Raw genomic sequence first — 22,390 nt, 5'->3', positions numbered from 1 at the left:
GCCGGGGGAAACAATTGCGCTACCTCTCAGAAAAGGGTTTGCCTCACTGGATAGCGGGGTCGATAATCATGTTTAAATTCAAATAAATCCAACATGAGTCACGCCCCAATGAGCCCATATGCCAGTCCTAATGACCATCGGCAGTACCACTATCTGGAGCTGGCAAACCGGCTCAGGGTCTTGTTGATCTGCGATCCCGACACCGACAAATCTGCCGCTTCCCTGGCCGTCAATACGGGTCATTTCGACGATCCGGCCGATCGGCAGGGGATGGCTCATTTCCTTGAGCATATGCTGTTCCTTGGCACTCGTACTTATCCCAAGCCTGGTGAGTACCAGCAATTTATGAGCCGTCATGGCGGCAGCAACAATGCCTGGACCGGCACCGAGTTCACCAACTTCTTTTTCGAGATAGACAACGGCTTCTTCGAGGCCGGGCTTGACCGTTTTTCCCAGTTCTTCATCTGTCCTACCTTCACCCCCGAGTGGGTGGACAAGGAACGCAACGCGGTCGACTCCGAGTACCGCCTCAAGCTGCAGGACGATGTGCGCCGTAGCTACCAGGTACACAAAGAGACGGTCAACCCGGCCCACCCCTTCTCCAAATTCTCGGTCGGCAACCTGGATACCCTGGCGGATCTGCCCGGCCGGGATCTGCGCACCGATCTCATCCGGTTCTACGAATCTCACTACAGCGCGGATCGCATGGCACTGGTGATGATCTCGCCTGAATCCATAAAGACCCAGATGGCTTGGTGCGATCGCTTTTTCGCTCCCATTTTGAATCGCAATCTGGGAATACCGACCCTGACGGCCCCCCTTTATCGCCTCGACGATCTCGGTATCCGCATCCGCATCAATCCGGTCAAGGAGACCCGCAAGCTGGCGCTGACCTTTCCGCTGCCCAACGTCGACGAGTTTTATGACAAAAAACCCCTCACCTTCCTGAGCCACCTCATCGGCTATGAAGGGGATGGCAGCCTGCTCTCCCTGCTGAAAGCGAAAGGCTGGGTCAATCAGCTCTCAGCCGGCGGCGGCATCAGCGGTGCCAACTTCAAGGATTTCGGGGTGAGTTTCGGCCTCACGCCGCTCGGACTCGAACACGTCAACGAGATAGTGGCCGCCCTGTTCGGCTATTTGAAGCTTATCGAGCGCGGTGGGGTGGAAAGCTGGCGCTACGAAGAGAAGCGCACCGTGCTCGAGTCGGCGTTCCGCTTCCAGGAGCGGGGCCGGGCACTCGACACCGTCTCCGGGCTGGTGTTGAACCTGTTCAGCTACACGCCCGAAGATCTGCTCTACGGCGACTACATGATGCGCGAGTACGACGAGGCGCTGATCCGCCGGCTGCTCGCCAAGCTCACACCACACAACCTGCGCATGACCATCACGGCGCCGGAGCTGGCCACGGATCGCCTGGCCCGCTGGTATCAGACACCCTATGGCGTCGACATCATCACGGAGGCGGAGAAGATCCACTGGCAGCAGAGCGAACCTGAACCGGCCCTCGCCCTGCCCTTGCCAAATCCCTTTATCAGCAGCCGGCTCGATCCACGCCAGCCGGCGCTGCAGGCCGACATGCCCGCCTGCCTCATCGACAGGCCCGGGTTTCGGCTCTGGCATCTGCACGAGCATCAGTTCAGCGTGCCCAAGGGCAACCTCTACATCTCCATCGACAGCGAGCACGCGGTCAGAAGTCCGCGCCACATCGCCATGGCACGGCTCGCGGTGGAGCTGCTTACCGATCACCTCAACGCCCTCACCTACCCGGCCGAGCTGGCGGGGCTCGGCTACCAGATCTATGCCCACCAGGGCGGCTTTACCATCAACCTGAGCGGCTTTGCCGACAAGCAGCCGCTGCTGCTGGATATGATCCTCGGCAACCGCACCCTGGGCTATCCGGATCCGGGCCGCTTCGCCGAGATAAAAGAGCAGCTCATCCGCAACTGGGACAACCAGTCCAAGGCGCGGCCCATCTCCCAGCTGTTCAACCAGCTCACCAGCCTGTTGCAGCCGAACAACCCGCCGTTCGAGCAGTTGCTGCGCCATCTGCGCACCGTGGAGCTTGGTGAGATGCCGGCGTTTGTCGCCCAGCTTTTTGGCGAGGTGCACATAGAAGCCCTGGTACACGGTGACTGGGACGCCGCCGAGGCGCTCGAACTGGCCGCCCTGCTGGAACGCCATCTCGGTGCCAACAGCCAGCCCAGTGCCGAGACCCGCCGCCCGCTCATCGCCATCCAAGACAGGGGGACGCTCATTCGCGAGCAGGGGTGCGATCACGAAGACTCGGCCCTGCTGGTCTACTACCAGTCCCGCACCACCCGGGCGCGGGATCTTGCCTGCTTCACCCTGGCCAACCACATAATGTCATCCACCTTCTTCCACGAACTGCGCACCCGCCAGCAGCTCGGCTACGTGGTGGGTGCCGGCAACCTGCCCCTCAACCGTCACCCCGGCCTCATCTTCTATATCCAGTCGCCGGTGGCAGGCCCCCAACACCTGCTGGATGCGGTGGAAGAGTTCATCGACCTCTTCCCGCTGGCCATGCTGGAGCTCACCGAGCAGCAATGGCAAGACAGCAAGGTAGGCCTGCAGGCCCAGCTGAGCGAGCGGGATGCCAACCTGCGCAGTCGCGGCCAGCGGCTCTGGGTCAGCATAGGCAACAAGGATCTGGGCTTCGATCAGCGCGAAAGGGTGTGCGAGGAGGTGGGCACGCTGAGCCGCGCCGATCTGGTGCGCTTCATCATACAGCTGCGCTCACGCACCTCGGATCGGCTGATCCTCTGCAGCTATGGCCAGGGTCACGAACACGACGAGCGCATCACGGGCCAGTTTATCGATGACCCTAGGGCGTTTCGGCTCAACGCCAGCACCTTCGAGGCCTGAGCAGGCATGCTTGCCCATCAGCCAATCCCGCCCAATAAAAAGCCGACCCCTGGGGGTCGGCTGGAAAAACCATAATCAATTGCGACCTAAGCCGCCAAAAGTGAACATGAGCGTGAAAATCAGACACTGAGTTGATGATCGGCCATATGGTTCAAACCAGAGCTCATCTGCCGATGCCAACAGTGATTGAGAAACAGGCTCATCTTAGGGATTCGCCTCCCTTGCCACGTTGATCTATGTCAAAGGAGGTAGCAAAGAGTCCGTGACCTGCGGCTTTGTCGCGCGGGATCACACTTTCATCCGCCCCTCAGCCCCGGCGGATAAGGCGATAGGCCACTTCATCGAAGTAGGAGAGCTGGCCGGAGAGCACCCTGGGGTGATCCACCTCTGCCGCCCTGCCCAGCACCTCCACCCGAAAATCGCGCTCGAACAGGGTGCGCACTTCCATCTCTCCCACCGAGAAGGGCGGCTGTTTCTGCTGCTCCGGCTGATATTCCAGGGTCACCAGCAGGATCTGGCCACCGGTTACCATCAGGCGGCTCATCAGCTCCGAATACTGGCGGCGCATCTGCGTCGGCAAGGCAATCAGGGCGGCCCTGTCATAGGCCAACCGGTAGCGGCGCCCCAGCTCGGGGGCGGCGAAAAAGTCCCCCTGATGGATGCACAGGGAGCCGTGCTGATGACACTGATAGGGGCCCAGCTCGCTGAGGGTATCGGTGAGCTGGTTTTCACTGAAAAACTGCTCGATGGCGAGCGCTGAGAGCTCGAAACCATCGATGGGGTGGCCCAGGCCATTGAGCCAGAGCATGTCGCGGGATTTGCCGCACAGGGGCACCAGCACGGGTTCATCCTGTTGCTGGGCAGACCACCAGGATTGCAGCCAGCGATTGAAGTCTGCCTGATGAAAGCCAATCCGGTTTTCTTCCCAACGCTGATGCCAAAACGCAGCTTCCATCCTAATACCCCTGTTATCTGAAGATGCCTCAATATCACAACTTAACCCGGCGCACGCAAGCCTTGCGCCGGGCCGGCGGGTGATTTTTGCCAGAAAAACGATCGCAACATGAAAAGACGCCCCAAGGCGTCTTTTTGACATCTTTGTGTCATGGGGATCTGCTGCATGCTGTGCAGCCCCCTGCGCCGCCGTCAGTCAGATACCAGCTTACTGCGCGGGCTCAGGCACAGACAGGCTCGGTCGCCACCGCCGCTATCCTGGCCGAGATCTGCGCGAACGAGGGTCGCTGCAACACCTGATCGCAAAGGCATGCCTGGGCCAGCTGAGCAAGATCCTGCAGCGCCTCGCTCTGCGGCTGGCAACGCGCCAGCAGCTCCTCCAGCAGGCAGCCAAAGGCGCGCACTTCCAGTCGTTCAAGACCCAGTGCCAGTTCGCGGTTGCTGCGGCCATACAAGGAGGCCGCACCGAAATCCCCCAGCAGGGCGCGAGCCGGGGCATCAGACCCACGGGCAAACAGAATATTGTGGCCATAGAGATCGCCGTGCATGATACCCCGCTCATGCAGATGCTGTGCGGCAGCCGCCATGCCCTGCGCCATGGCGAGCACGGCGGCCGGGGTGAACGACAACCCTGCGGGATAAACGTCGCGAGTGCAGGAGTCCAGACTCGGCGGCCCGGCCAGATTGGCAAACTCGGGGTCTATCAGCGCCATCACCAGCGCCGGCATACCGGAGGGATGATCATTCACCCTCCCCAGCACCCTGATGAGATTGGGATGGGTGCCGGCCGCCAGCGACACCGCCATCTCGCAGCGGGGCAAGCCATCGCTGGTCACGGCACCCTTGAACAGCTTGACCGCCACCTGACTCGGCTCGGCGGTATCGCCCGCCTGACTCGCGTCATCGACACTGGCATCAGCCACGTCACCAACAAGGGTGGCGCGATGGATAACACCGGATGCCCCCTGTCCCAGCAGCTCACTCAACTCAAGCGCCAGCCACGGCACAGTGGCGATATGAGCCACATGATCTACATCGATGGCCCGCGCCTCCTCGATTTCGCTAAAGGGGTTGCCGGAATAGGCGAGCCAGGCGAGGCGTGGCAGTGTGAGCAGCCAGTCGGGGAAGCGTTCGATCCGGTTGGCGGCGATGCGCAGCAGCTCCAGATTGCGGCAGTTGGCAAGGCTGGTGGGCAGCTCACGCAGGCGGTTGCCCGCCAGCATCAGCTTTTGCAGGCGGCTGCACTGACCCAACTCATCGGGCAACTGTTCGATGGCGTTGTCGGTCAGGATCAGCCAGCGCAGCCCCGCCGGCAGCGACGCGGCGGGGACTGTGGCGATCCGGTTGGCCTTGAAGCCCACCATGGTGAGCGCCGGGCAACGCCCCAGCACCTCAGGCAACTCGGTGAAGCGATTCTCGGAGCAGAAAATGATGCGCAGCTTGGTGAACCCGGCCAGCTCGTCCGGAAGGGTGCTTAGCTGGTTGCCGGTGAGATCCAGCACCTCCAGCGTCTCTTTAAGGCTCAAGATCTCGGGCGGGAACTCCGTGAGGTTTTCACAAAGCTTCAGATGGCGGGCACCGTACAGTTCACCCGCGCGCAGCTGTTCCAGAGTATGCATAACCGTTTCTCAATCCTGATGATCTGCCTGATGGCGCAACGCAGCCATCAGGGCGCGCCGAACCTGCGTCCGGCGGTTTTAAAGGGGGGCATTATAAAGAATTCGGGGCGCAGATCGCCCCTTTTGTTGCCTTGGTGACGGGGCATGGCGATCAGCAACACAGTCCCATCGGATTGACGAAACACGTAGGGTGCAATAAGCGCAGTGCATTGCACCGTTTGCAGCGCGGCTGTTGTGCAAGCTATAAGGAACAAGATTAGCGGTGCAATTAAATTGCACCCTACGGCACTAATAAAAATACCGAATATAAAAAAGCATGTGGCTGAAGCGATTGTAAACAACCCCATTACCCATAGGGGAAAGAAGGCAGTAAGGAACCAAACAGCAAGGTATAGCAGAGTAAACGCGCTGATTGTAAACCAATTAATCCACTTTAAGTTAAGTGCTCTATTGCATTGTTCTACTGTTAGCTCACTTTCCGACATGTAAACATGAGCAATAGCAAAGGCAGTAAATATCGGTAAGCAAACTGAGAAAAGTAACGTTGATATGAACAAGCACAAAGATTTCTCTATGCTTTGGGAGTTACTAAAAAGCGCAAGAAAATACGCAGGGCAAAAACCACTCAGCACCGCGTAAAGCCACTTTAGTTGGTTTTATTTATGATTTTGACTAGCCGTCATTAACGCTCCAATTCTCGACTAAGTGGATATAATGCCACGCGCATGCGCGCGAACTTGATAGCGTCGCAGGGGCCGAAGGCCCTGAATGACGCGGATTGTTATGTTTCACTGAACTCGGAGCGGAGCAAGCCGAAACATTTGAGATCATGAAACTCATTCTTCCAATATCCACACTCACGCCGAAGTTCTTCCTCTTTAAACCCAAGCCGACGGAGCAATGATTCAGAAGTGCAATTCCCCACAGGGCAAAGAACCCGAAAATCCAGCAGCAATAATGGTACGCACAGCCTCTAATGAATAACCTTGCCGCCAAAAATCAGGAAGCAGATCATAACCAATAACGGCGTTACGTATTTTTCCACTCCATGAGTTAAATCCGCAAGTGCCTATCAATCGGCCTGATGACTTTATCCGGATTGCCCATCTGATGCCTTGCTGCTCCTCATATCTTGACCTGAAAAAACTAATTAAACTAGCCGCTTGACTGTGTTCACGAAACACATCTAAATCGTAATATTCGACCACAGATGGATTGGAAAACAAATGGAACAGATCAACCTCATCTTCAATGCGAAGCTCTGTGAGTAATAGCCGTTCCGTTTCTAAATAATGGAAATGCCATCTAAATTCCTTTTAAAATATAACGCCTCAAGCAAGGGCAACTTTTAAGCTGGCCAAAATTAGGGGAGAAGCGACGGGAGCCAGCTAAAAATTGTCCCACTGACTTGGTCTTTTTGAATTTACTGGTAATGAACACCAGCCAACAATGCTGAGTTAGTTAAACTTTCGTCAAATTCAATGTTATGAGCCTTGAATATATCGTTGTACGCTTCAGCGACAAAATACACAAACATAATCAAATGCAAACTATCGTTCTGAGTAACTTCAATTTTAGCGGTAAGTTTATTAACTATTGAGTTATGGATTTCATTACCTAGAGCATAAATAGAGCTAAACTCAACTTCCTCTGTATTAACAGATGAAACAGTGGATTGCTTTGAAAAAGCCAAACCAAAATGCTTTGAGCTATATCTCTGCAATATTTGAGATAGTTGTTTTGGTTACAATTATTGTGAAATTTACTTTTTTGATGCTCATTTAATTGTAAATGCTTGACAATCCAATCTCTCAATGAATGACCTGTAACGCAAAAATTAAATTCTGAATCAAGAATATCAGTTTCGTTGTTTGACAAATTAGCTCGACGCCCTTCACGATGCAATTTGTACAGTAATTCCTTAGGGTGATCGAATTTTTTAATCGCGGACATAATTGCTCCTTGTAAATGCTAACGCTTGGTTAAGGGGCGAGCTTTAGCCCGTCCCAGTGAGCGAAGCAAACGGTTTGAACCATTTATTAGAGGCCGGCTCACCGAGCTCCTTCCCTTCTAAAAGGCTCCACCTCATGCAGATATCGAGTGAATGTATCTTTCGGACGCTCAAGTCCATTTGATGCTAATGTTCGCGAAGCCATGCCTCTGTGATTGCTACCGTGAGTTAATAGGTGAAGCATGACTTCTTCTATTGATAGGTTTCCATGCTCACCGTCAGTAAATGTAAAAGAGATGATTTGGCTCAGGATTTCTGGAGTGGCTGTTGAGGAGAAATGCACAAGCCATGAGTCATTCCTCTCAATTCGTTCTTTTAGCTCTGGGTACGTTGGTGTTTCTACCGTGTTGTCAGCAGAGTAAAGCTCTGGGGTTCCTGACATTCGGCTGATAAATAAACTGTCAACCACCGTGGTGTGGTTAAGGATTCTAATGAAGAAGACTGCATCGCTCTCCGGAAGCAAGTGCAACTGGCGCTCTCCGAAAGTCAGCAGTTCAGAGTTAGCCCATTGTTTATACTTAAATGCGTTTGTAAGCAGCAACTTGGAAGTCTCCATTTTCTGTTGAGGGCAGTGCTTTCTCGCTCCAGCACCTAACAATGATTAGATGGAAGGCGGTACTCATCCAATAGCAGAGCCTTCCGTATAACTCCGCTTCATCTTCATAACCACCTAAAAAAACTTATTTAAATCATTACATTACCACACCATCACTGGTATCTGAACGTATTCACTTGACTTCTTCTTTTTGCTCTACCATTACCACTGTATAAAAAAACAGTTGGGGAGTCAGCCATGGAAAGCACCACCAAACTCCGCCTCCGTGAACAAGTCAGTACCGTGATGCTCTGACATCAACTGTGGCTTCGACTGGCCTCGGCTTGTCCGTGCCATTCCCGAATAACAGCCAAGCTAGCGCCAGACAGCCTCTAGTTTGTGGCTTTTTATCCACGCGACGTCCCTAGCCTGATTCATTGATGACTCAAAAGAGGCTATATCCAGACGGATATCCTAGCGAGCAAGGCAGATAAGCAAAAGCGGATGATGATAATTTTCTGAGCAAGATCAACAAATTAAATAATAAGCACCAATGCTGGCCACATACCAAAGGTGCCGGATAGTAGATAAAGAAAAGACGCCCGCTGGCGTCTTTCTTAGTAGTGGGTTTGGATCAAACCGGTTGGACGCTCAACGCCTCCCCGCCTTGTCCCACAGTCGGATCAGATCGGGGTAATGGAGGTGATATGAGCCGACCCATCCAGAGACTGGAAGATCTGCACCACGGCTTCCCCGTGAATGGGATTGGGCAACGGCACCGTGGTCTTGCATTTGAAACGGTAGTTGGTACCGGCGACGACCTGAGTGGAGACTTCAAAGGGTTGGTACTGCACCCCGACAAATCCTTTCAGCGCGTCGTTAAATACCGCCTGATCTTTTGCGCTCAGCTTGTGGTAGGCAGTCCATCCGCCCAACAGCACTGCTTGTTCTGACATAACAAACCCTCCGTGATTTCTTGTCCCTACTCGTATGGCTGTTCGGGATCCGCCCCGTTGATTCAAGTGGTTTCCGGTCTCCACCGGGGTGACATACCGACCGCTTGGCGGTATGGCGATGTGCCATCTTGCTCTGGTTAACCCGCGTGCTGGCACTCCCCTCTTGCCACCGCCGCCGCCTCACAGCGCCGGTCTCAATTGGCATGACAGAGCCTAGTACCGGATCCATAACGCATCTCTGTCACATCTGACAGAGGCGCGGAGGCGAGAAAGCGGCTAGCGAGCAGAAAATTGGGGCGCAAACGATTGGAAAAAGAAAAGACGCCGCAAGGGCGTCTTTTTTGCATTTTTATGCTCGAAGGGCGAAAGGGCGTGCGCCGCTTATTCCCATTCGATGGTTGCGGGCGGCTTGCCGGAGACGTCGTACACCACGCGTGAGATACCGTTGATCTCGTTGATGATGCGGTTCGACACGTGACCGAGGAAGTCGTACGGCAGATGGGCCCAGTGGGCGGTCATGAAGTCGATGGTTTCGACGGCACGCAGCGCAATGACCCAGTCATATTTGCGACCATCGCCCATGACGCCGACGGAGCGCACCGGCAGGAAGACGGCGAACGCCTGGCTGACCTGGTTGTAGAGGTCGGCCTTGCGCAGCTCTTCGATAAAGACCGCATCGGCTTTGCGCAGCAGATCACAGTACTCTTTCTTCACTTCGCCAAGGACGCGCACGCCCAGACCCGGGCCCGGGAACGGGTGACGGTAGAGCATGTCGTAGGGCAGGCCCAGTTCCAGACCGACACGGCGCACTTCGTCTTTGAACAGCTCGCGCAGCGGCTCGACCAGACCCATCTTCATCTCGGCCGGCAGGCCGCCGACGTTGTGGTGAGACTTGATGACGTGGGCCTTGCCGGTCTTGCTGGCGGCCGATTCGATCACATCCGGGTAGATGGTGCCTTGTGCCAGCCAGCGGGCGTTTTTCAGCTTCTTGGCTTCGTCGTCGAACACCTCGACGAAGACGCGGCCGATGATCTTGCGCTTGGCTTCCGGCTCATCTTCACCCGCCAGAGCGGAGAGGAAGCGCTCTTCGGCTTCGACCTTGATGATGTTGAGACCGAAATGATCGCCAAACATCTCCATTACCTGCTCACCTTCGTTCAGACGTAGCAGACCGTTGTCGACGAAGACGCAGGTCAGGCGCTCGCCGATGGCACGGTGTACCAGCATGGCGACCACGGAGGAGTCGACACCGCCGGAGAGGCCGAGGATCACCTCGTCGTCACCCACCTGCTCGCGGATGCGGGCAACGGCGTCGTCGATGATGGTGGCCGGGGTCCACAGGCATTCGCAGCCGCAGATGTCCTTGACGAAGTGCTCCAGCATGCGGGCACCCTGGCGGGTGTGGGTCACTTCCGGGTGGAACTGCACACCGTAGAAACGCTTGCCTTCATTGGCCATGGCCGCGTGCGGGCAAGTCGGAGTGCTGGCAATGGTGGTGAAGTCGGCCGGGATGGCGGTGACCTTGTCGCCGTGGCTCATCCAGACGTCCAGCAGCGCATTGCCGTTGTCGGCGATGGCATCTTCGATGTTGCGCAGCAGGGCGCTGGTCTTGCCGGAGTCACCCAGCACTTCCACCTTGGCATAACCGAATTCACGTTCGGTGGAGGATTGCACCTTGCCACCCAGCTGCTCGGCCATGGTCTGCATGCCGTAGCAGATACCGAATACGGGTACGCCGGCGTTGAACACATAGGCGGGGGCGCGCGGGCTGCCCGCTTCGGTCACGGACTCGGGGCCACCGGAGAGGATGATGCCGTTCGGATTGAATTCGCGGATCTGCTCTTCCGTCACATCCCAGGCCCACAGTTCGCAGTAGACACCGATCTCGCGCACACGGCGGGCAATCAGCTGGGTGTACTGGGAACCGAAGTCCAGGATCAGGATACGGTGAGCGTGAATATTTTTAGTCATTTTATTCCTGCATCAGGCTGGTGTGGGGATAAAAACTGGTGGAGAAACGGGGCCGCAGCCCCGTTTTATCAGCCCATCCGATAGTTGGGGGCTTCTTTGGTAATGGTCACATCGTGGACGTGGGACTCTTTCATCCCGGCACCCGAGATGCGCACGAACTCAGCCTTGGTGCGCATGTCGTCTATGGTGGCGCAACCGGTCAATCCCATGGAGGAGCGCAAGCCGCCCATCTGCTGGTGAATGATCTCTTTCAGGCGACCCTTGTAGGGGACGCGCCCTTCGATCCCTTCCGGCACCAGCTTGTCGGCAGCGTTGTCGGTCTGGAAGTAGCGATCGCTGGAGCCCTTGGACATGGCGCCCAGAGAACCCATGCCACGGTAGGACTTGAAGGAACGGCCCTGATAGAGCTCGATGTCGCCCGGTGCCTCTTCGGTACCAGCGAACATGGAGCCCACCATGACGCAGCTGGCGCCAGCGGCGATGGCCTTGGCCACGTCGCCGGAGAAACGGATGCCACCATCGGCAATCACAGGCACGCCAGTACCTTCCAGCGCGTCAACGGCGTCGGAGATGGCGGTGATCTGGGGTACGCCGACACCGGTCACGATGCGGGTAGTACAGATGGAGCCCGGGCCGATACCGACCTTGACCGCATTGACACCAGCGGCGACCAGCGCCAGGGCGCCAGCGGCAGTGGCCACGTTGCCACCGATGATTTGCAGCTCAGGGTAGGCATCGCGGGTTGCCTTGATGCGATCCAGCACGCCCTGGGAGTGGCCGTGGGAGGAGTCAATCAGCAGCACGTCCACACCGGCCTCAACCAGGGCGGCGACGCGTTCTTCGTTGCCGGCACCGGCACCGACGGCGGCACCGACGCGCAGACGGCCACGCTCGTCTTTACAGGCGTTCGGCTTGCGCTCGGCTTTCTGGAAGTCTTTGACGGTGATCATGCCCTTGAGTTTGAAATCGGCGTTGACCACCAGCACCTTCTCGATACGGTGCTTCTGCATCAGGGCAACCACCTCTTCACGAGGGGCCCCCTCACGCACGGTCACCAGACGATCTTTCTGGGTCATGATCTGTTCGACTGTCTGGGAGAGATCGATCACGAAGCGCACGTCGCGGCCGGTGATGATACCGACCAGCAGGTTGCCCTCGGTCACGACCGGGTAGCCGGCGAAGCCATTCTTGTGGCTCAGCTCCTTGACCTGGGCAATGGTCATGTCAGGACGTACGGTGACGGGGTCAGTGACCACGCCGCTCTCGTACTTCTTGACCTTGCGCACTTCTGCAGCCTGCTGCTCGATGGACATGTTCTTGTGGATAAAGCCGATACCGCCTTCCTGGGCCAGTGCGATAGCCAGACGGGCTTCGGTCACTGTGTCCATGGCAGCGGAAATCATGGGGATATTCAGGCTGATAGAGGAGGTCAGCTTGGTACGCAGATCGGCAGTATTGGGAAGAACATCGGAGTGGGCGGGAACCAACAGTACATCGTCGAAGGTTAACGCTTCTTTGGCAATCCTGAGCATGGCAATATCTCACCGTTGAGGAAGTGGGGGTGTAAAATATTGCCGACGAAGTTTACTCACCGATTGGTCACTGGTAAAGAAGTTTTTTGAATTTTTTATGGCGTAGCCCATGTCTGACGTGCCAAGGGGTCAAAAAACCAAGATTATCAGTCCTAAAAGGGCGCTTTGGGGGCAGAAGAGTTGCCAGACTGCAGTTTTATGCAAAATGATCTCATGCATGTTTCCTTGCCAACAGAGCGGAGCTCCAGTGCCTCTTGCCAACATCGGCATCCTGAACCAGCGCCCCTCGCCGGCTATGTTATCTGCCGCCAATATAGCGATGCTTATTTAACGGGTATACCACCGTGAACAGAATAGCTATTTCATTTTGAATATCACCAAATAAAGATTGCCACTCACAAGACGCCTTTTGATATTTTTATAGATTAAACCATAAAATACACAAACATTTGTAATTAGGTATTTCAACCTCGCTCACCCTCTTCTATAGCAAGCATATTCACAGGATAAAAGACTGTTATTTCGTCCAGCATGGACACTCAGAAAATGAATAACCTCTCTTTTTCATTATCAGTCAAAGCCAATCCATGAATATGTCTGCTATATCAATAAAACAGGCCCAAGCAACACCGTTGATCATATTGGTCAGCCCTGTCTTTGCCTCTGTTCATTCCCCGTCTCCCATTAAAGTACCAGCCTGATAGTCACAAAGCGTGGTTCTTCGCGATTAAAACACGATTGATAATAGTTATTGTTTGAGTTGTGCCTTGTGGGGCATGCTTCCGCCATCAGGGCCTTGACAGCAGGCCAAATAATGGCCGTTTGAGTATGAATATGATGATTTGGAATGAAGGGCTGTGATGGATGCCTGCAGCCCGGGGCCAGCACTGCCCACCCCACACTCAGGATCCGTCCGCCTGCTCTGTCTTGCCATCGCCATCACGCTGCATCTTGCCGTCCTGTGGCTGGTGTATGACAACCGCCCTGCAGCCATCACCCCGCCCCTGCCGCTGACCCTGTCGGCGCGCTGGGTCGGCGAGGCCAGCGCCAATGACGCGCCGGCCAAGGCACCCGCGACCACCCCGGTGCAACCCGTGGTCAAAAAGCCCGTACCGGTTCAAAAGAAGGCCGTTAAAAAACCGGTCAAAAAAACCATTGCCAAACCCGCGCCCAGGGTATCGGCGCCGCCAACGTCCAAGGCCACCCAGGTTGCCAAGACAGAACCGGTCGCGGCGCCCTCGGCCCCCGTCACGCCGGTGGCGGCCAATGCCCAACCGGGCGACAGTGGCGCTCCCCCGGTCAAGTCCCGGCAGAGTGGCAGCGGGGCCGGCAGCAGCGCCCCCATCGCCCGCGATGCACGGCTGAACAACCCTGAGCCACCCTATCCCTATGAATCCAGAAGACGGGGTGAAGAGGGACGCGTCATCCTGAATGTACTTGTAGCAGCCGATGGCACCGCGTCCTCGGTAGACGTAGACAAGGGCAGCGGTTATCGGCGGCTGGACATGACGGCGCGCAAGACGGTCAGTCGCTGGCGCTTTATTCCCGCCAAACAGAACAATACGGCCGTCGAGGCCTGGGCAAAGGTCACCATCATTTTTAAATTAAGGGCTTGAATATGGATCCGGAAATCGCAAACAACGCCATGGGCGTCGCCCATCTGCTCAGTCAAAATACCGGCGTGGGGCTGCTGCCATTCATTTTGCTGGTATTGATGTCCCTCGGCACCTGCTATTACACCCTGCTGAAAATAGTGATGGGTCAGCGCGAGCGCCGCCTCAACGCACAATTCGTGACCCATTTCTGGCAGCACGAAAACGTGCAGGATATGGAGCGCCAGCTGGCCCATCTCCCGCCGCAGGAGGCCTATGGTCGCGTGACCAACACGGCGCTGGCGACGGTGGCGCAACTGAACCGGGCCGGGGAGCGTACCGTGTCGCTCAAGCTGGGTTCACCCGACGAGTATCTGCTGCGGGCACTGCGCCAGGCCATTACCCACGAGCGGGTCAGGCTGGAGCACGGCCTGGCTTTCCTTGCCTCCGTGGGCTCGGCGGCCCCCTTCATCGGGCTGTTTGGCACCGTCTGGGGCATCTATCATGCGCTGCTGGCCATAGGCGCCGCCGGCCAGAGCAGTCTGGACAAGGTGGCAGGCCCGGTAGGCGAGGCGCTGATCATGACCGGCTTTGGCCTCGCCGTCGCCCTGCCGGCGGTGCTTGTCTACAACTTCTTTGTGCGGCGCAATCGCCTCAAGCTGGCCGCGCTCGAGGCCTTTGCCTACGACCTGTTTGCCCTGCTGGTGACGGGGTTTGAGCAGGCCCCCTCCAACGTAACCCAGCTGACCGAGCGGGAAGCGAAGAAGGGGCACGGGTAATGGCATTTGGCAAATTGTCGGACGACGGAGACGATCAGCCCCTCTCCGAGATCAACATGATCCCCATGATCGACGTCATGCTGGTGCTGCTCATCGTCTTCATGATCACGGCCCCCCTGCTCACCAATGCGGTCAAGCTCGATCTACCGGAGGCCAGCAGCCAGCTCAATCAGCCGGAGAAGGAGGACATCACCCTCGCCATCGATGGCACCGGCAAGATCTACTGGAACGACAAGGAGGTCGATGAGGCCGCCCTGCTCGCCCAGATGGAGACTGCCGGCAAAGCCGATGGAGATCTGCCCGAGATCCAGCTGCGCATCGACAAGCGGGTCGAGTACGGCATCATAGCCAGGGTGATGGCGCAGGCGTCCCAGCATGGATTGCACAAGATTGCCTTTGTGAGCCAGCCGGACGCAGGCTGACCCTGTAGCACCTTCCACCTGGCAATGTGCAAAGGGCATCACCCCGGGTGATGCCCTTTGCACAAGGACGCCCCCCATACACGCAGTTGCCATTCCACGCCCGGGCCCGGCATGATGCCGAGTCTGACCCGTATCAGGTTGGCCCGCAGCCATCCTTTCAAGGAAGCAAGATGAGAACATCGGATTATGTGAGACTGCTGCTCCTGGCCGCGATCTGGGGTGCCAGTTTTCTGTTCATGCGCATTGCCGCGCCGGTCTTTGGTTCGGTCAACACCGCCTTCCTGCGGGTCTTCTTCGGCCTGGTGGGGCTTGGCGTCATACTGCTACTGCTGCGCTCCCCCATGCTCTTCCAGGGCAAGCTCAAGTCCGCCATGCTGCTCGGGATCATCAACTCAGGCATCCCGTTTCTGATGTACGCCATCGCCGCACTCTGGTTGCCGGCGGGTTACTCGGCCATCCTGAACGCGACGACGCCGCTGATGGGGGCCCTGATCGGCTTCTCCTGCTTCAACGAGCAACTGAGCGGGCGCAAATGGCTGGGGGTCATGCTGGGCATAGTCGGCATCACCCTCATCACCACTACCAGCGAGGTGAATGTGAGCGGCAACCTGGTCACGGGAGTGCTGGCCTGCCTGATCGCCACCGCCTGCTACGGCTGCGCCGGGTTTCTGACCCGGCGCTGGATCTCGGAGCGCGGCGGCCTCGATGCCAAACTGGTGGCCTTCGGCAGCCAGCTGGGGGCATGCGTGTTCCTGCTGCCCTTCTTCGGCTACTCGGTGACGGCGGGGCCCGCCGTCAACTGGGCCATCCCCGAGGTGTGGGCCAGCGTGCTGGCGGTCGGCCTCATCTGTACCGCCCTCGCCTACCTCATCTACTTCAGGTTGATCGCCGATATCGGGCCGCTGCGCTCATTGACGGTCACCTTTCTGATCCCTCCCTTTGGCATCTTGTGGGGTTATCTGGTGCTCGGGGAGACCATCACTGAGGGTTTTGTGGTCGGCGGCGCCATCGTCTGCCTCGCGGTCTGGCTGGTGGTCAGCCCCGCCAGACGACAGGCGCCCGCAGAGCAGGAGCTGGAGCGCTGACCCCTGCCGAGGAGAGCCGAGCCACGCCCGGACTCGGCTCTTTCGCCGAACTGCGCTAAGATGGCGCCATTGTTTTCTCCCCTTGTCCGGGGCACAGCAGCAGGATCCTCCTTGAATCGCCTCAATCCATCTAGCCAGCAACAACAGGTCTTTACCGTCACCCGCCTCAATAGCGCAGTGCGCATGATCCTGGAACAGGATCTCGGCCTGGTTTGGCTGACCGGGGAGCTCTCCAACCTAGCGATGCCAAGCTCGGGCCACTGGTACTTTTCGCTCAAAGATCTCGGTGCCCAGGTGCGCTGCGCCATGTTCAAGGGCAACAACCGGCGGGTGGCATTTCGCCCGCAGGATGGCATGCAGGTGCTGGTGCAGGCACGGGTCTCCCTCTACGAGCCGCGTGGCGACTATCAACTCATCATCGAATCGATGCAGCCCGCCGGTGATGGCGTGCTGGCCCTGCGCTTCGAGGAGCTCAAGCGTCGCCTCGGTGCAGAAGGGCTGTTTGACGAGGGCCGCAAGCGCCCCCTGCCCCGCGAACCGCGAGCCGTGGGGCTGGTCACCTCCGCCACCGGCGCCGCCCTGCACGACATGTTGACCGTGCTCAAGCGCCGCGCCCCGGATCTGCCCGTCTTCATCTACCCGACCCAGGTGCAGGGCAGCGCCGCCATCGGCCAGATAGTGGCGGCCATTGCCCTGGCCAACCGCCGCGCCGAGGTGGACGTGCTGATCGTCGGTCGCGGCGGCGGCTCGCTGGAAGATCTCTGGTGCTTCAACGAAGAAGCGGTGGCCCGCGCCATTGCCAACTCAGCCATCCCCGTCATCAGCGCTGTGGGTCACGAGGTGGATGTCACCATCAGCGACTTTGCCGCCGACTTGCGCGCCCCTACCCCTTCCGCCGCTGCCGAACTGGTGGCGCCGGACAACCAGGCCCGCATCCAGCGCCTCGCCCATCTGTGGCAACGGCTGGCACAGGGCATAGGCCGCCATCAGACTGCCGCCCGCCACGGCTTCGCGCTGCTGCAAAAACGGCTCGACCATCAGGATCCGAAACGGCGGCTGGAGCAGCAATCCCAGCGCCTCGACGAGCTCTCCGCCCGCTTGCAACAGCTGATGAATCAACGGCTGCATCAGGGGGAGCGGCGCCTCGCCAACCTGGAGCTGCGCCTGCAAGGCAAGAGCCCGGAGCGGTTGCTGGCCGCCGGCAAGCGTCGCCACCAGCTGGCCGAGGAGCGGCTCTATGCGCTGATCGCCAAACGCCAGGATCTGGCCAGCCACCGCCTCGCCATGCTCACTGCCCGCCTCGACGGTGTGAGCCCGCTCGCCACCTTGGGGCGGGGCTACTCCATCACCCGCACCCAGAGCGGTGAGGTGATCAGCCGCGCCGCTCAGGTGAACGCCGGGCAAACTCTGGTCACCACACTTGCAGAGGGGCATCTGCAGGTGCGGGTGGAAGAGGTGCACAACCGATAACTGAACACGGGGGCGCTTTGCTGCGCCCCCGTTTCATCCCCTTCCCTGTCGTTGCCGCCTGTCCGTCACACCAGCGAATGGCGCACCATGTCGGCCAGCGCCGCATCAGATCCCGCCAGCGGATTGAGTTGCAAGTACTCGAACAAGCCTGCCTGCAGATTGACGTTCCAGAAACGCCCCGCCAGGGTCAGCTCAAGCCGCGCCGGCGTGAGCGTCGCCAACCCGTGCCGCTGCCAGGCCTCAAACAGCGGCAACAGGTGGGCCCGCAGCGATGCAGGCAGACGGTCCAGCGTCAACCAGCCGCTGTCGAGGGCACCGCGCAGCAGGCCGTCCATGAGGGCATTGGGGTTCTTCTCCATCACCATGCCAGGCGCCCGCACACCGCCTGCCAGCGCCTCGTGCCAGAGGGCAAGATCCCGGCCATACATGAGACCGTGGCCGTGCACGCTGCCTCCGGCCCCCGCCCCGAAGGGGAGGATCTCGGCGCCGCGCTTGGCCATCTGGTTGTAGCGGCTCTGCTCGGCATTGCCACGCCGCCAGTGGCTGCAGGAGAGCCGCTGCCAGCCGCCCTGCTCCAGCGTCTGGGCGCCATAGGCATACATGCCGGCCCGCTGCTGACCATCGGCCGTCCAGCCCTGCTTGCCGCTCGCCTCGGCCCGTTCCAGGTTGGTGCCCGCCATGGCGATCAGCTGATAGAGATCCACGCCGTGCACCCCGCTTGCCATCACGTCCGCGATATCCTGGCGCCACACGGCATCATCCTGCCCCGGCAGGCCGAAGATGAGATCCGCCACTATCACGGCGGCATCATCCCGGGTCAGCTCGGCCAGACGGGCCAGCAGAGTCTGCCTGTCATCGAAGCGGGCCGCTTGCTGACGCACCCGGGTATCAAAGCTCTGCACCCCGAACGAGAAGCGGTTGAAGCCACCCGCCAGCGCGGTCTGCCACTTGGCATCATCAAAGCCATTGAGCCGCCCCTCCAGAGTCACCTCGGCATCGGCGGTCAGCGGAAAACTCTGGATAGCCCTGGCCAATCGCGCCAGATCTTCGACCGCCATGTCAGTCGGCGTGCCGCCTCCCACATAGACGGCCGAGCAGGGCTTGCTCTGCCCAAAGGGGGTATCCGCCGCCTGCTTCAGGCTGTCGCACAGGGCCGTCATGTAACGGCTCATGCGCGCCGGATTGGCGCCATTTTCGAAGAAATTGCAGAAGCTGCAGCGCTTGCGGCAAAACGGAATATGGATGTAGAGCGCCCGTTCCCCGGCCTCGCTCCCTTGCTGCCACCAGGCTTGCCAGCCTGCATGATCGAGCGTGAAGGGACGAAGGCCACCCCGGCTGGCATGGGCAGAGGTCTTGGCACCGAAGGCAAATTTGAGGGGATCCGGCGTGTCAAGTCCGGTCATGGTCGGGGTCAGTTGTTGTGTCATCACTGGCTGGGTTACCACATGGAAATAATGCAAATGATAACCACTATCAATTAATATCAAGTTTGTGCTGGATCAAGCCAAACGCATACAAAGCACGCTTGCTACTCCAGATTAACTTCTATCATGGATCCAGTTAACAGATAATTTACTCAAGATGGGGTAGGGTGTGCCGATAGAGAACCATCTCCCCCGCCCTGACGAGCGAGCAGGGGAAGAGTCGCCCCGCGTTGACGCTCGCCCACCTGCGCATGGACCCTGCAAACGATGCAAAATCTGTCACTGAACTGGAAAATCTTTCTCCCCCTCACCCTGGTGATAGCCTGTACCTTTGCGCTCAGCTTCGAACTCTCCGCCTGGCTGCAACGGGATCTCGCCATCCGGCTGGCCGGTGAAAAGGTCGAGAGCGCCGCCAACACCTACATGGATCAGCTCAACGTCATGATGATGACGGGAGCCATCGCCAACCGGCAAATCGTGCAGACCAAGCTCAAGAGCGAGGCCGGGATCGTCGAGGCTCGCCTGATCCGAGCCCCCGCAGTGACCAATCTGTTCGGGCCGGGTCATCCGGATCAGCAGGCACAGGATAACTGGGATCAGCGCGCCATCGGGCAAGGGGAGACCATACTCGAACAGCAGGGCAACCGGCTCACTCTGGTCAAGCCCTTCAAGGCTTACAAAGAGTACCGCGGCACCCAGTGCACCACCTGTCACCAGGTACCGGAAGGCACTGTGATGGGGGCAGTGCGGATCAGTTATGATCTCAGCCACACCTTTGGCGAAATTCGCCACAACAACCTGATCCTGAGCGGCAGCCTGGTGGCGGTATTCGGGCTCGGTTTCGGCCTGCTTGGCTGGGTGCTGCAGCGCTACATCAAGCGACCGGTACGGCACCTGCAACTGACCATGACTCGCATGGCCAAGGAGCGGGATCTCTCCCTCCCTCTGCTCAACCCGAGCCAGGATGAGCTGGGCCAGATGACCCGCGCCGTCAGCGACATGGTGCAGGGTTTTCGCCACAGCCTGCAGGAGGTGGAGCATGCGACTCAGCAGCTCTATCAGGAGTCGAACCAGATCCGGCAGGTCGCCACCCAGACCGAAGGCTCGGCCCGTCAGCAGGAGAGCATGACCACTCAGGTTGCCGCCGCCGTCAGCGAATTGGCCGCCAGCTCCCACGAGGTGCGCGAGCACGCCCGTCACAGCGCAGAACTCTCCGCCCTCACCAACCAGGATGCGGCCAACACCAGCCGTCTCGCCCAGCACTCCATCACCGACATGGGCGAGATGTCGGCAGAAATTGAACGGGTCGATCGGGTGATCCAGCAGCTCGACAACCGCTGCCTGGCCGTCGATGGTGTGCTGGAGGTGATCAAGGGGATTGCGGATCAGACCAACCTGCTGGCCCTCAACGCTGCCATCGAGGCGGCCCGCGCCGGCGAGCAGGGTCGCGGGTTTGCGGTGGTGGCCGACGAGGTACGGGCCCTCTCCAACCGCAGTCGCGCCGCCAGCGAGGAGATCTCCCAGATGATCGCCGCCCTGCAGAAAGAGGCCCAAAGCGCCGTTGTGGTGATCGGGGATGCAAAATCCAAGGCGGACGAGAGCATCCACAAGACAGAGGCGACCCTGGCCGCCATGCAGAACATCATAGGTCGCATCGCCAGCATCAACGATCTCAACGCCCAGATGGCGCAATCCGCCGAGGAGCAGGACAGGGTCTGCAGCGAGGTGGACAGCTCGGTGAGCGACATTCGCAACACCTCCAACGACACCCTGGGTCAGGCGCACGCTGCCAACCTCGCCAGCATCCAGCTGGTGGAGCAGTGCCAGAAGCTGGAGCAGTTGCTCAAGACCTACCGCTGGTAAGGTGCAACGCCCCAACAAAAAAGCGCGACCCGAGGTCGCGCTTTTTATTGTCTTGCCGCTGCCGCAGGCAGTCAGTCGGGACAGGATCAGCCCGCGTTGCGAGTGGCCACCGCATCGGCCAGCGTGCGCAGCAGGACTTCGGTATCGGCCCAGCCGATGCAGGCATCAGTGATGCTCTGACCGACGGTGAGCTCGCACCCTTCCACCAGATCCTGGCGCCCTTCCACCAGGTGGCTCTCCACCATGACGCCGAACACCGCCTTGCTGCCAGCACGCAGCTGACCGGCCACATCCTCGGCCACCAGCATCTGGTTCTTGAACTGCTTGCTGCTGTTGGCGTGGCTGAAATCTATCATCACCTTCTGCGGCAGACCGGCCTTGTCCAGTCCCTTCACCACCTCGTCAACATGCGCTGCGCTGTAGTTCGGCTCGCGGCCGCCACGCAGAATGATGTGACAGTCCGGGTTGCCCCGGGTGGCGACGATGGCGGAGTGGCCGTACTTGGTGACCGACAGGAAGTGATGCGGCGCGCTGGCGGCGCCGATGGCATCGATGGCCACCTTGATGGTGCCATCCGTGCCGTTCTTGAAGCCCACCGGGCAGGAGAGACCGGAGGCCAGCTCACGGTGCACCTGGGATTCTGTGGTACGGGCACCGATGGCGCCCCAGCTCATCAGATCCGCCACGTATTGCGGGGTGATCATGTCGAGGAACTCGGAGGCGGTCGGCAGCCCCATGTCGTTGAGATCCAGCAGCAGCTTGCGACCAATGCGCAGGCCGTCGTTGATCTGGCAGGTGTTGTCGAGGTAGGGGTCGTTGATCAGCCCCTTCCAGCCCACCGTGGTACGCGGCTTCTCGAAGTAAACTCGCATCACGATCTCCAGCTGACCTTTCAGCTCGTCACGCAAGGTCTTGAGGCGCTTGCCATATTCCAGCGCGGCCACGGGGTCGTGGATGGAGCAGGGACCGATCACCACCAGCAGGCGCTCATCTTCACCAGCCAGAATGCGGTGAATGGCCTGGCGGGATTCGAATACGGTATTTGATGCGGTCTCGGTGGCCGGAAACTTCTCAAGCACCGCAACCGGGGGTAATAACTCTTTGATTTCACTGATACGAACGTCGTCGGTTTGATGCTGCATGACAAGGCTTCCTGCTAGATGACTGCGATAAAGAAACTTCAATCTAGCCCGCAGCCGGGACGGTGTAAATAGAAAATTACATTATCTCATCAGGAATTTTATGATCGTGTCTTGCAAGTTTGGATATTACTGCTAGCGATCTGGAACGAGTG

General features: G+C 58.6%; 16 protein-coding genes and 1 pseudogene. 7 read left to right on the top strand and 10 right to left on the bottom strand.

Translation table 11 applies throughout. The annotated features are described in order from the left end of the window. Window positions 1-108 precede the first annotated feature (108 nt). Complete coding sequence (locus tag ACW5XD_RS12825) at window positions 109-2,883, top strand: insulinase family protein (protein ID WP_456495215.1); 2,775 nt, start codon at window positions 109-111, stop codon at window positions 2,881-2,883. A gap of 307 nt (window positions 2,884-3,190) precedes the next feature. On the opposite strand, the gene ACW5XD_RS12820 is transcribed toward ACW5XD_RS12825, so the two are convergent. The 8 genes and pseudogenes from ACW5XD_RS12820 to guaB all read right to left on the bottom strand — a co-directional run bounded on the left by ACW5XD_RS12820 (window position 3,191) and on the right by guaB (window position 12,461). Then, a complete protein-coding gene (locus ACW5XD_RS12820) occupies window positions 3,191-3,838 on the bottom strand; it encodes a thiopurine S-methyltransferase (RefSeq protein ID WP_456495214.1) in 648 nt (215 codons plus the stop codon). Window positions 3,839-4,058: 220 nt separating this feature from the next. Beyond that, complete coding sequence (locus ACW5XD_RS12815) at window positions 4,059-5,456, bottom strand: leucine-rich repeat-containing protein kinase family protein (protein ID WP_456495213.1); 1,398 nt, start codon at window positions 5,454-5,456, stop codon at window positions 4,059-4,061. Between the two features lie 905 nt (window positions 5,457-6,361). Continuing rightward, window positions 6,362-6,721, bottom strand: a pseudogene (locus tag ACW5XD_RS12810) (GNAT family N-acetyltransferase); the annotation flags it as partial. 158 nt (window positions 6,722-6,879) lie between these two features. After that, window positions 6,880-7,149, bottom strand: coding sequence for a hypothetical protein (locus ACW5XD_RS12805; protein WP_456495212.1), 270 nt, complete (start codon window positions 7,147-7,149; stop codon window positions 6,880-6,882). A gap of 358 nt (window positions 7,150-7,507) precedes the next feature. Continuing rightward, entirely contained in the window at window positions 7,508-8,008 is a 501-nt protein-coding gene (locus ACW5XD_RS12800; protein ID WP_456495211.1) for a DinB family protein, read from the bottom strand. 677 nt (window positions 8,009-8,685) lie between these two features. Further along, window positions 8,686-8,958, bottom strand: a complete 273-nt coding sequence (locus ACW5XD_RS12795) for a hypothetical protein (protein ID WP_456495210.1) — start codon at window positions 8,956-8,958, stop codon at window positions 8,686-8,688. A gap of 381 nt (window positions 8,959-9,339) precedes the next feature. After that, window positions 9,340-10,929, bottom strand: coding sequence for a glutamine-hydrolyzing GMP synthase (guaA, locus tag ACW5XD_RS12790; RefSeq protein WP_456495209.1), 1,590 nt, complete (start codon window positions 10,927-10,929; stop codon window positions 9,340-9,342). 68 nt (window positions 10,930-10,997) lie between these two features. After that, window positions 10,998-12,461 (bottom strand): IMP dehydrogenase, encoded by a 1,464-nt coding sequence (gene guaB, locus ACW5XD_RS12785; protein ID WP_456495208.1) that lies wholly within the window; start codon window positions 12,459-12,461, stop codon window positions 10,998-11,000. An 860-nt stretch (window positions 12,462-13,321) separates the two neighbouring features. Between guaB and ACW5XD_RS12780 the strand changes: the two genes are divergently transcribed. From ACW5XD_RS12780 to xseA, 5 genes are all read left to right on the top strand, one after another. Beyond that, window positions 13,322-14,077 (top strand): TonB family protein, encoded by a 756-nt coding sequence (locus ACW5XD_RS12780; protein WP_456495207.1) that lies wholly within the window; start codon window positions 13,322-13,324, stop codon window positions 14,075-14,077. A 2-nt stretch (window positions 14,078-14,079) separates the two neighbouring features. After that, on the top strand, window positions 14,080-14,832 hold the full coding sequence (locus ACW5XD_RS12775; RefSeq protein WP_456495206.1) for a MotA/TolQ/ExbB proton channel family protein: 753 nt from the start codon (window positions 14,080-14,082) through the stop codon (window positions 14,830-14,832). After that, window positions 14,832-15,254, top strand: coding sequence for an ExbD/TolR family protein (locus ACW5XD_RS12770; protein ID WP_456495205.1), 423 nt, complete (start codon window positions 14,832-14,834; stop codon window positions 15,252-15,254). Before ACW5XD_RS12775 ends, ACW5XD_RS12770 begins: the two co-directional genes overlap by 1 nt. Window positions 15,255-15,424: 170 nt before the next feature. Beyond that, a complete protein-coding gene (locus ACW5XD_RS12765) occupies window positions 15,425-16,339 on the top strand; it encodes a DMT family transporter (RefSeq protein ID WP_456495204.1) in 915 nt (304 codons plus the stop codon). Between the two features lie 111 nt (window positions 16,340-16,450). Further along, window positions 16,451-17,809 carry an exodeoxyribonuclease VII large subunit gene (xseA, locus tag ACW5XD_RS12760; protein ID WP_456495203.1) on the top strand — a complete coding sequence of 453 codons (1,359 nt, stop codon included), beginning with the start codon at window positions 16,451-16,453 and terminating at the stop codon, window positions 17,807-17,809. A gap of 65 nt (window positions 17,810-17,874) precedes the next feature. Here xseA and hutW read toward each other — a convergent pair whose 3' ends face one another. Further along, window positions 17,875-19,236 carry a heme anaerobic degradation radical SAM methyltransferase ChuW/HutW gene (gene hutW, locus ACW5XD_RS12755; protein WP_456495202.1) on the bottom strand — a complete coding sequence of 454 codons (1,362 nt, stop codon included), beginning with the start codon at window positions 19,234-19,236 and terminating at the stop codon, window positions 17,875-17,877. A gap of 264 nt (window positions 19,237-19,500) precedes the next feature. Here hutW and ACW5XD_RS12750 point away from each other — a divergent pair, with 264 nt between their 5' ends. Further along, window positions 19,501-21,096 carry a methyl-accepting chemotaxis protein gene (locus ACW5XD_RS12750; RefSeq protein WP_456495201.1) on the top strand — a complete coding sequence of 532 codons (1,596 nt, stop codon included), beginning with the start codon at window positions 19,501-19,503 and terminating at the stop codon, window positions 21,094-21,096. 86 nt (window positions 21,097-21,182) lie between these two features. Here the strand turns inward: ACW5XD_RS12750 and aroG are convergent, their stop codons facing one another. Next, complete coding sequence (gene aroG / locus ACW5XD_RS12745; protein WP_456495200.1) at window positions 21,183-22,238, bottom strand: 3-deoxy-7-phosphoheptulonate synthase AroG; 1,056 nt, start codon at window positions 22,236-22,238, stop codon at window positions 21,183-21,185. Window positions 22,239-22,390 lie beyond the last annotated feature (152 nt).

It is taken from the genome of Aeromonas enterica (assembly GCF_054052465.1).
This window is presented reverse-complemented; position numbering and strand designations above follow the sequence as displayed.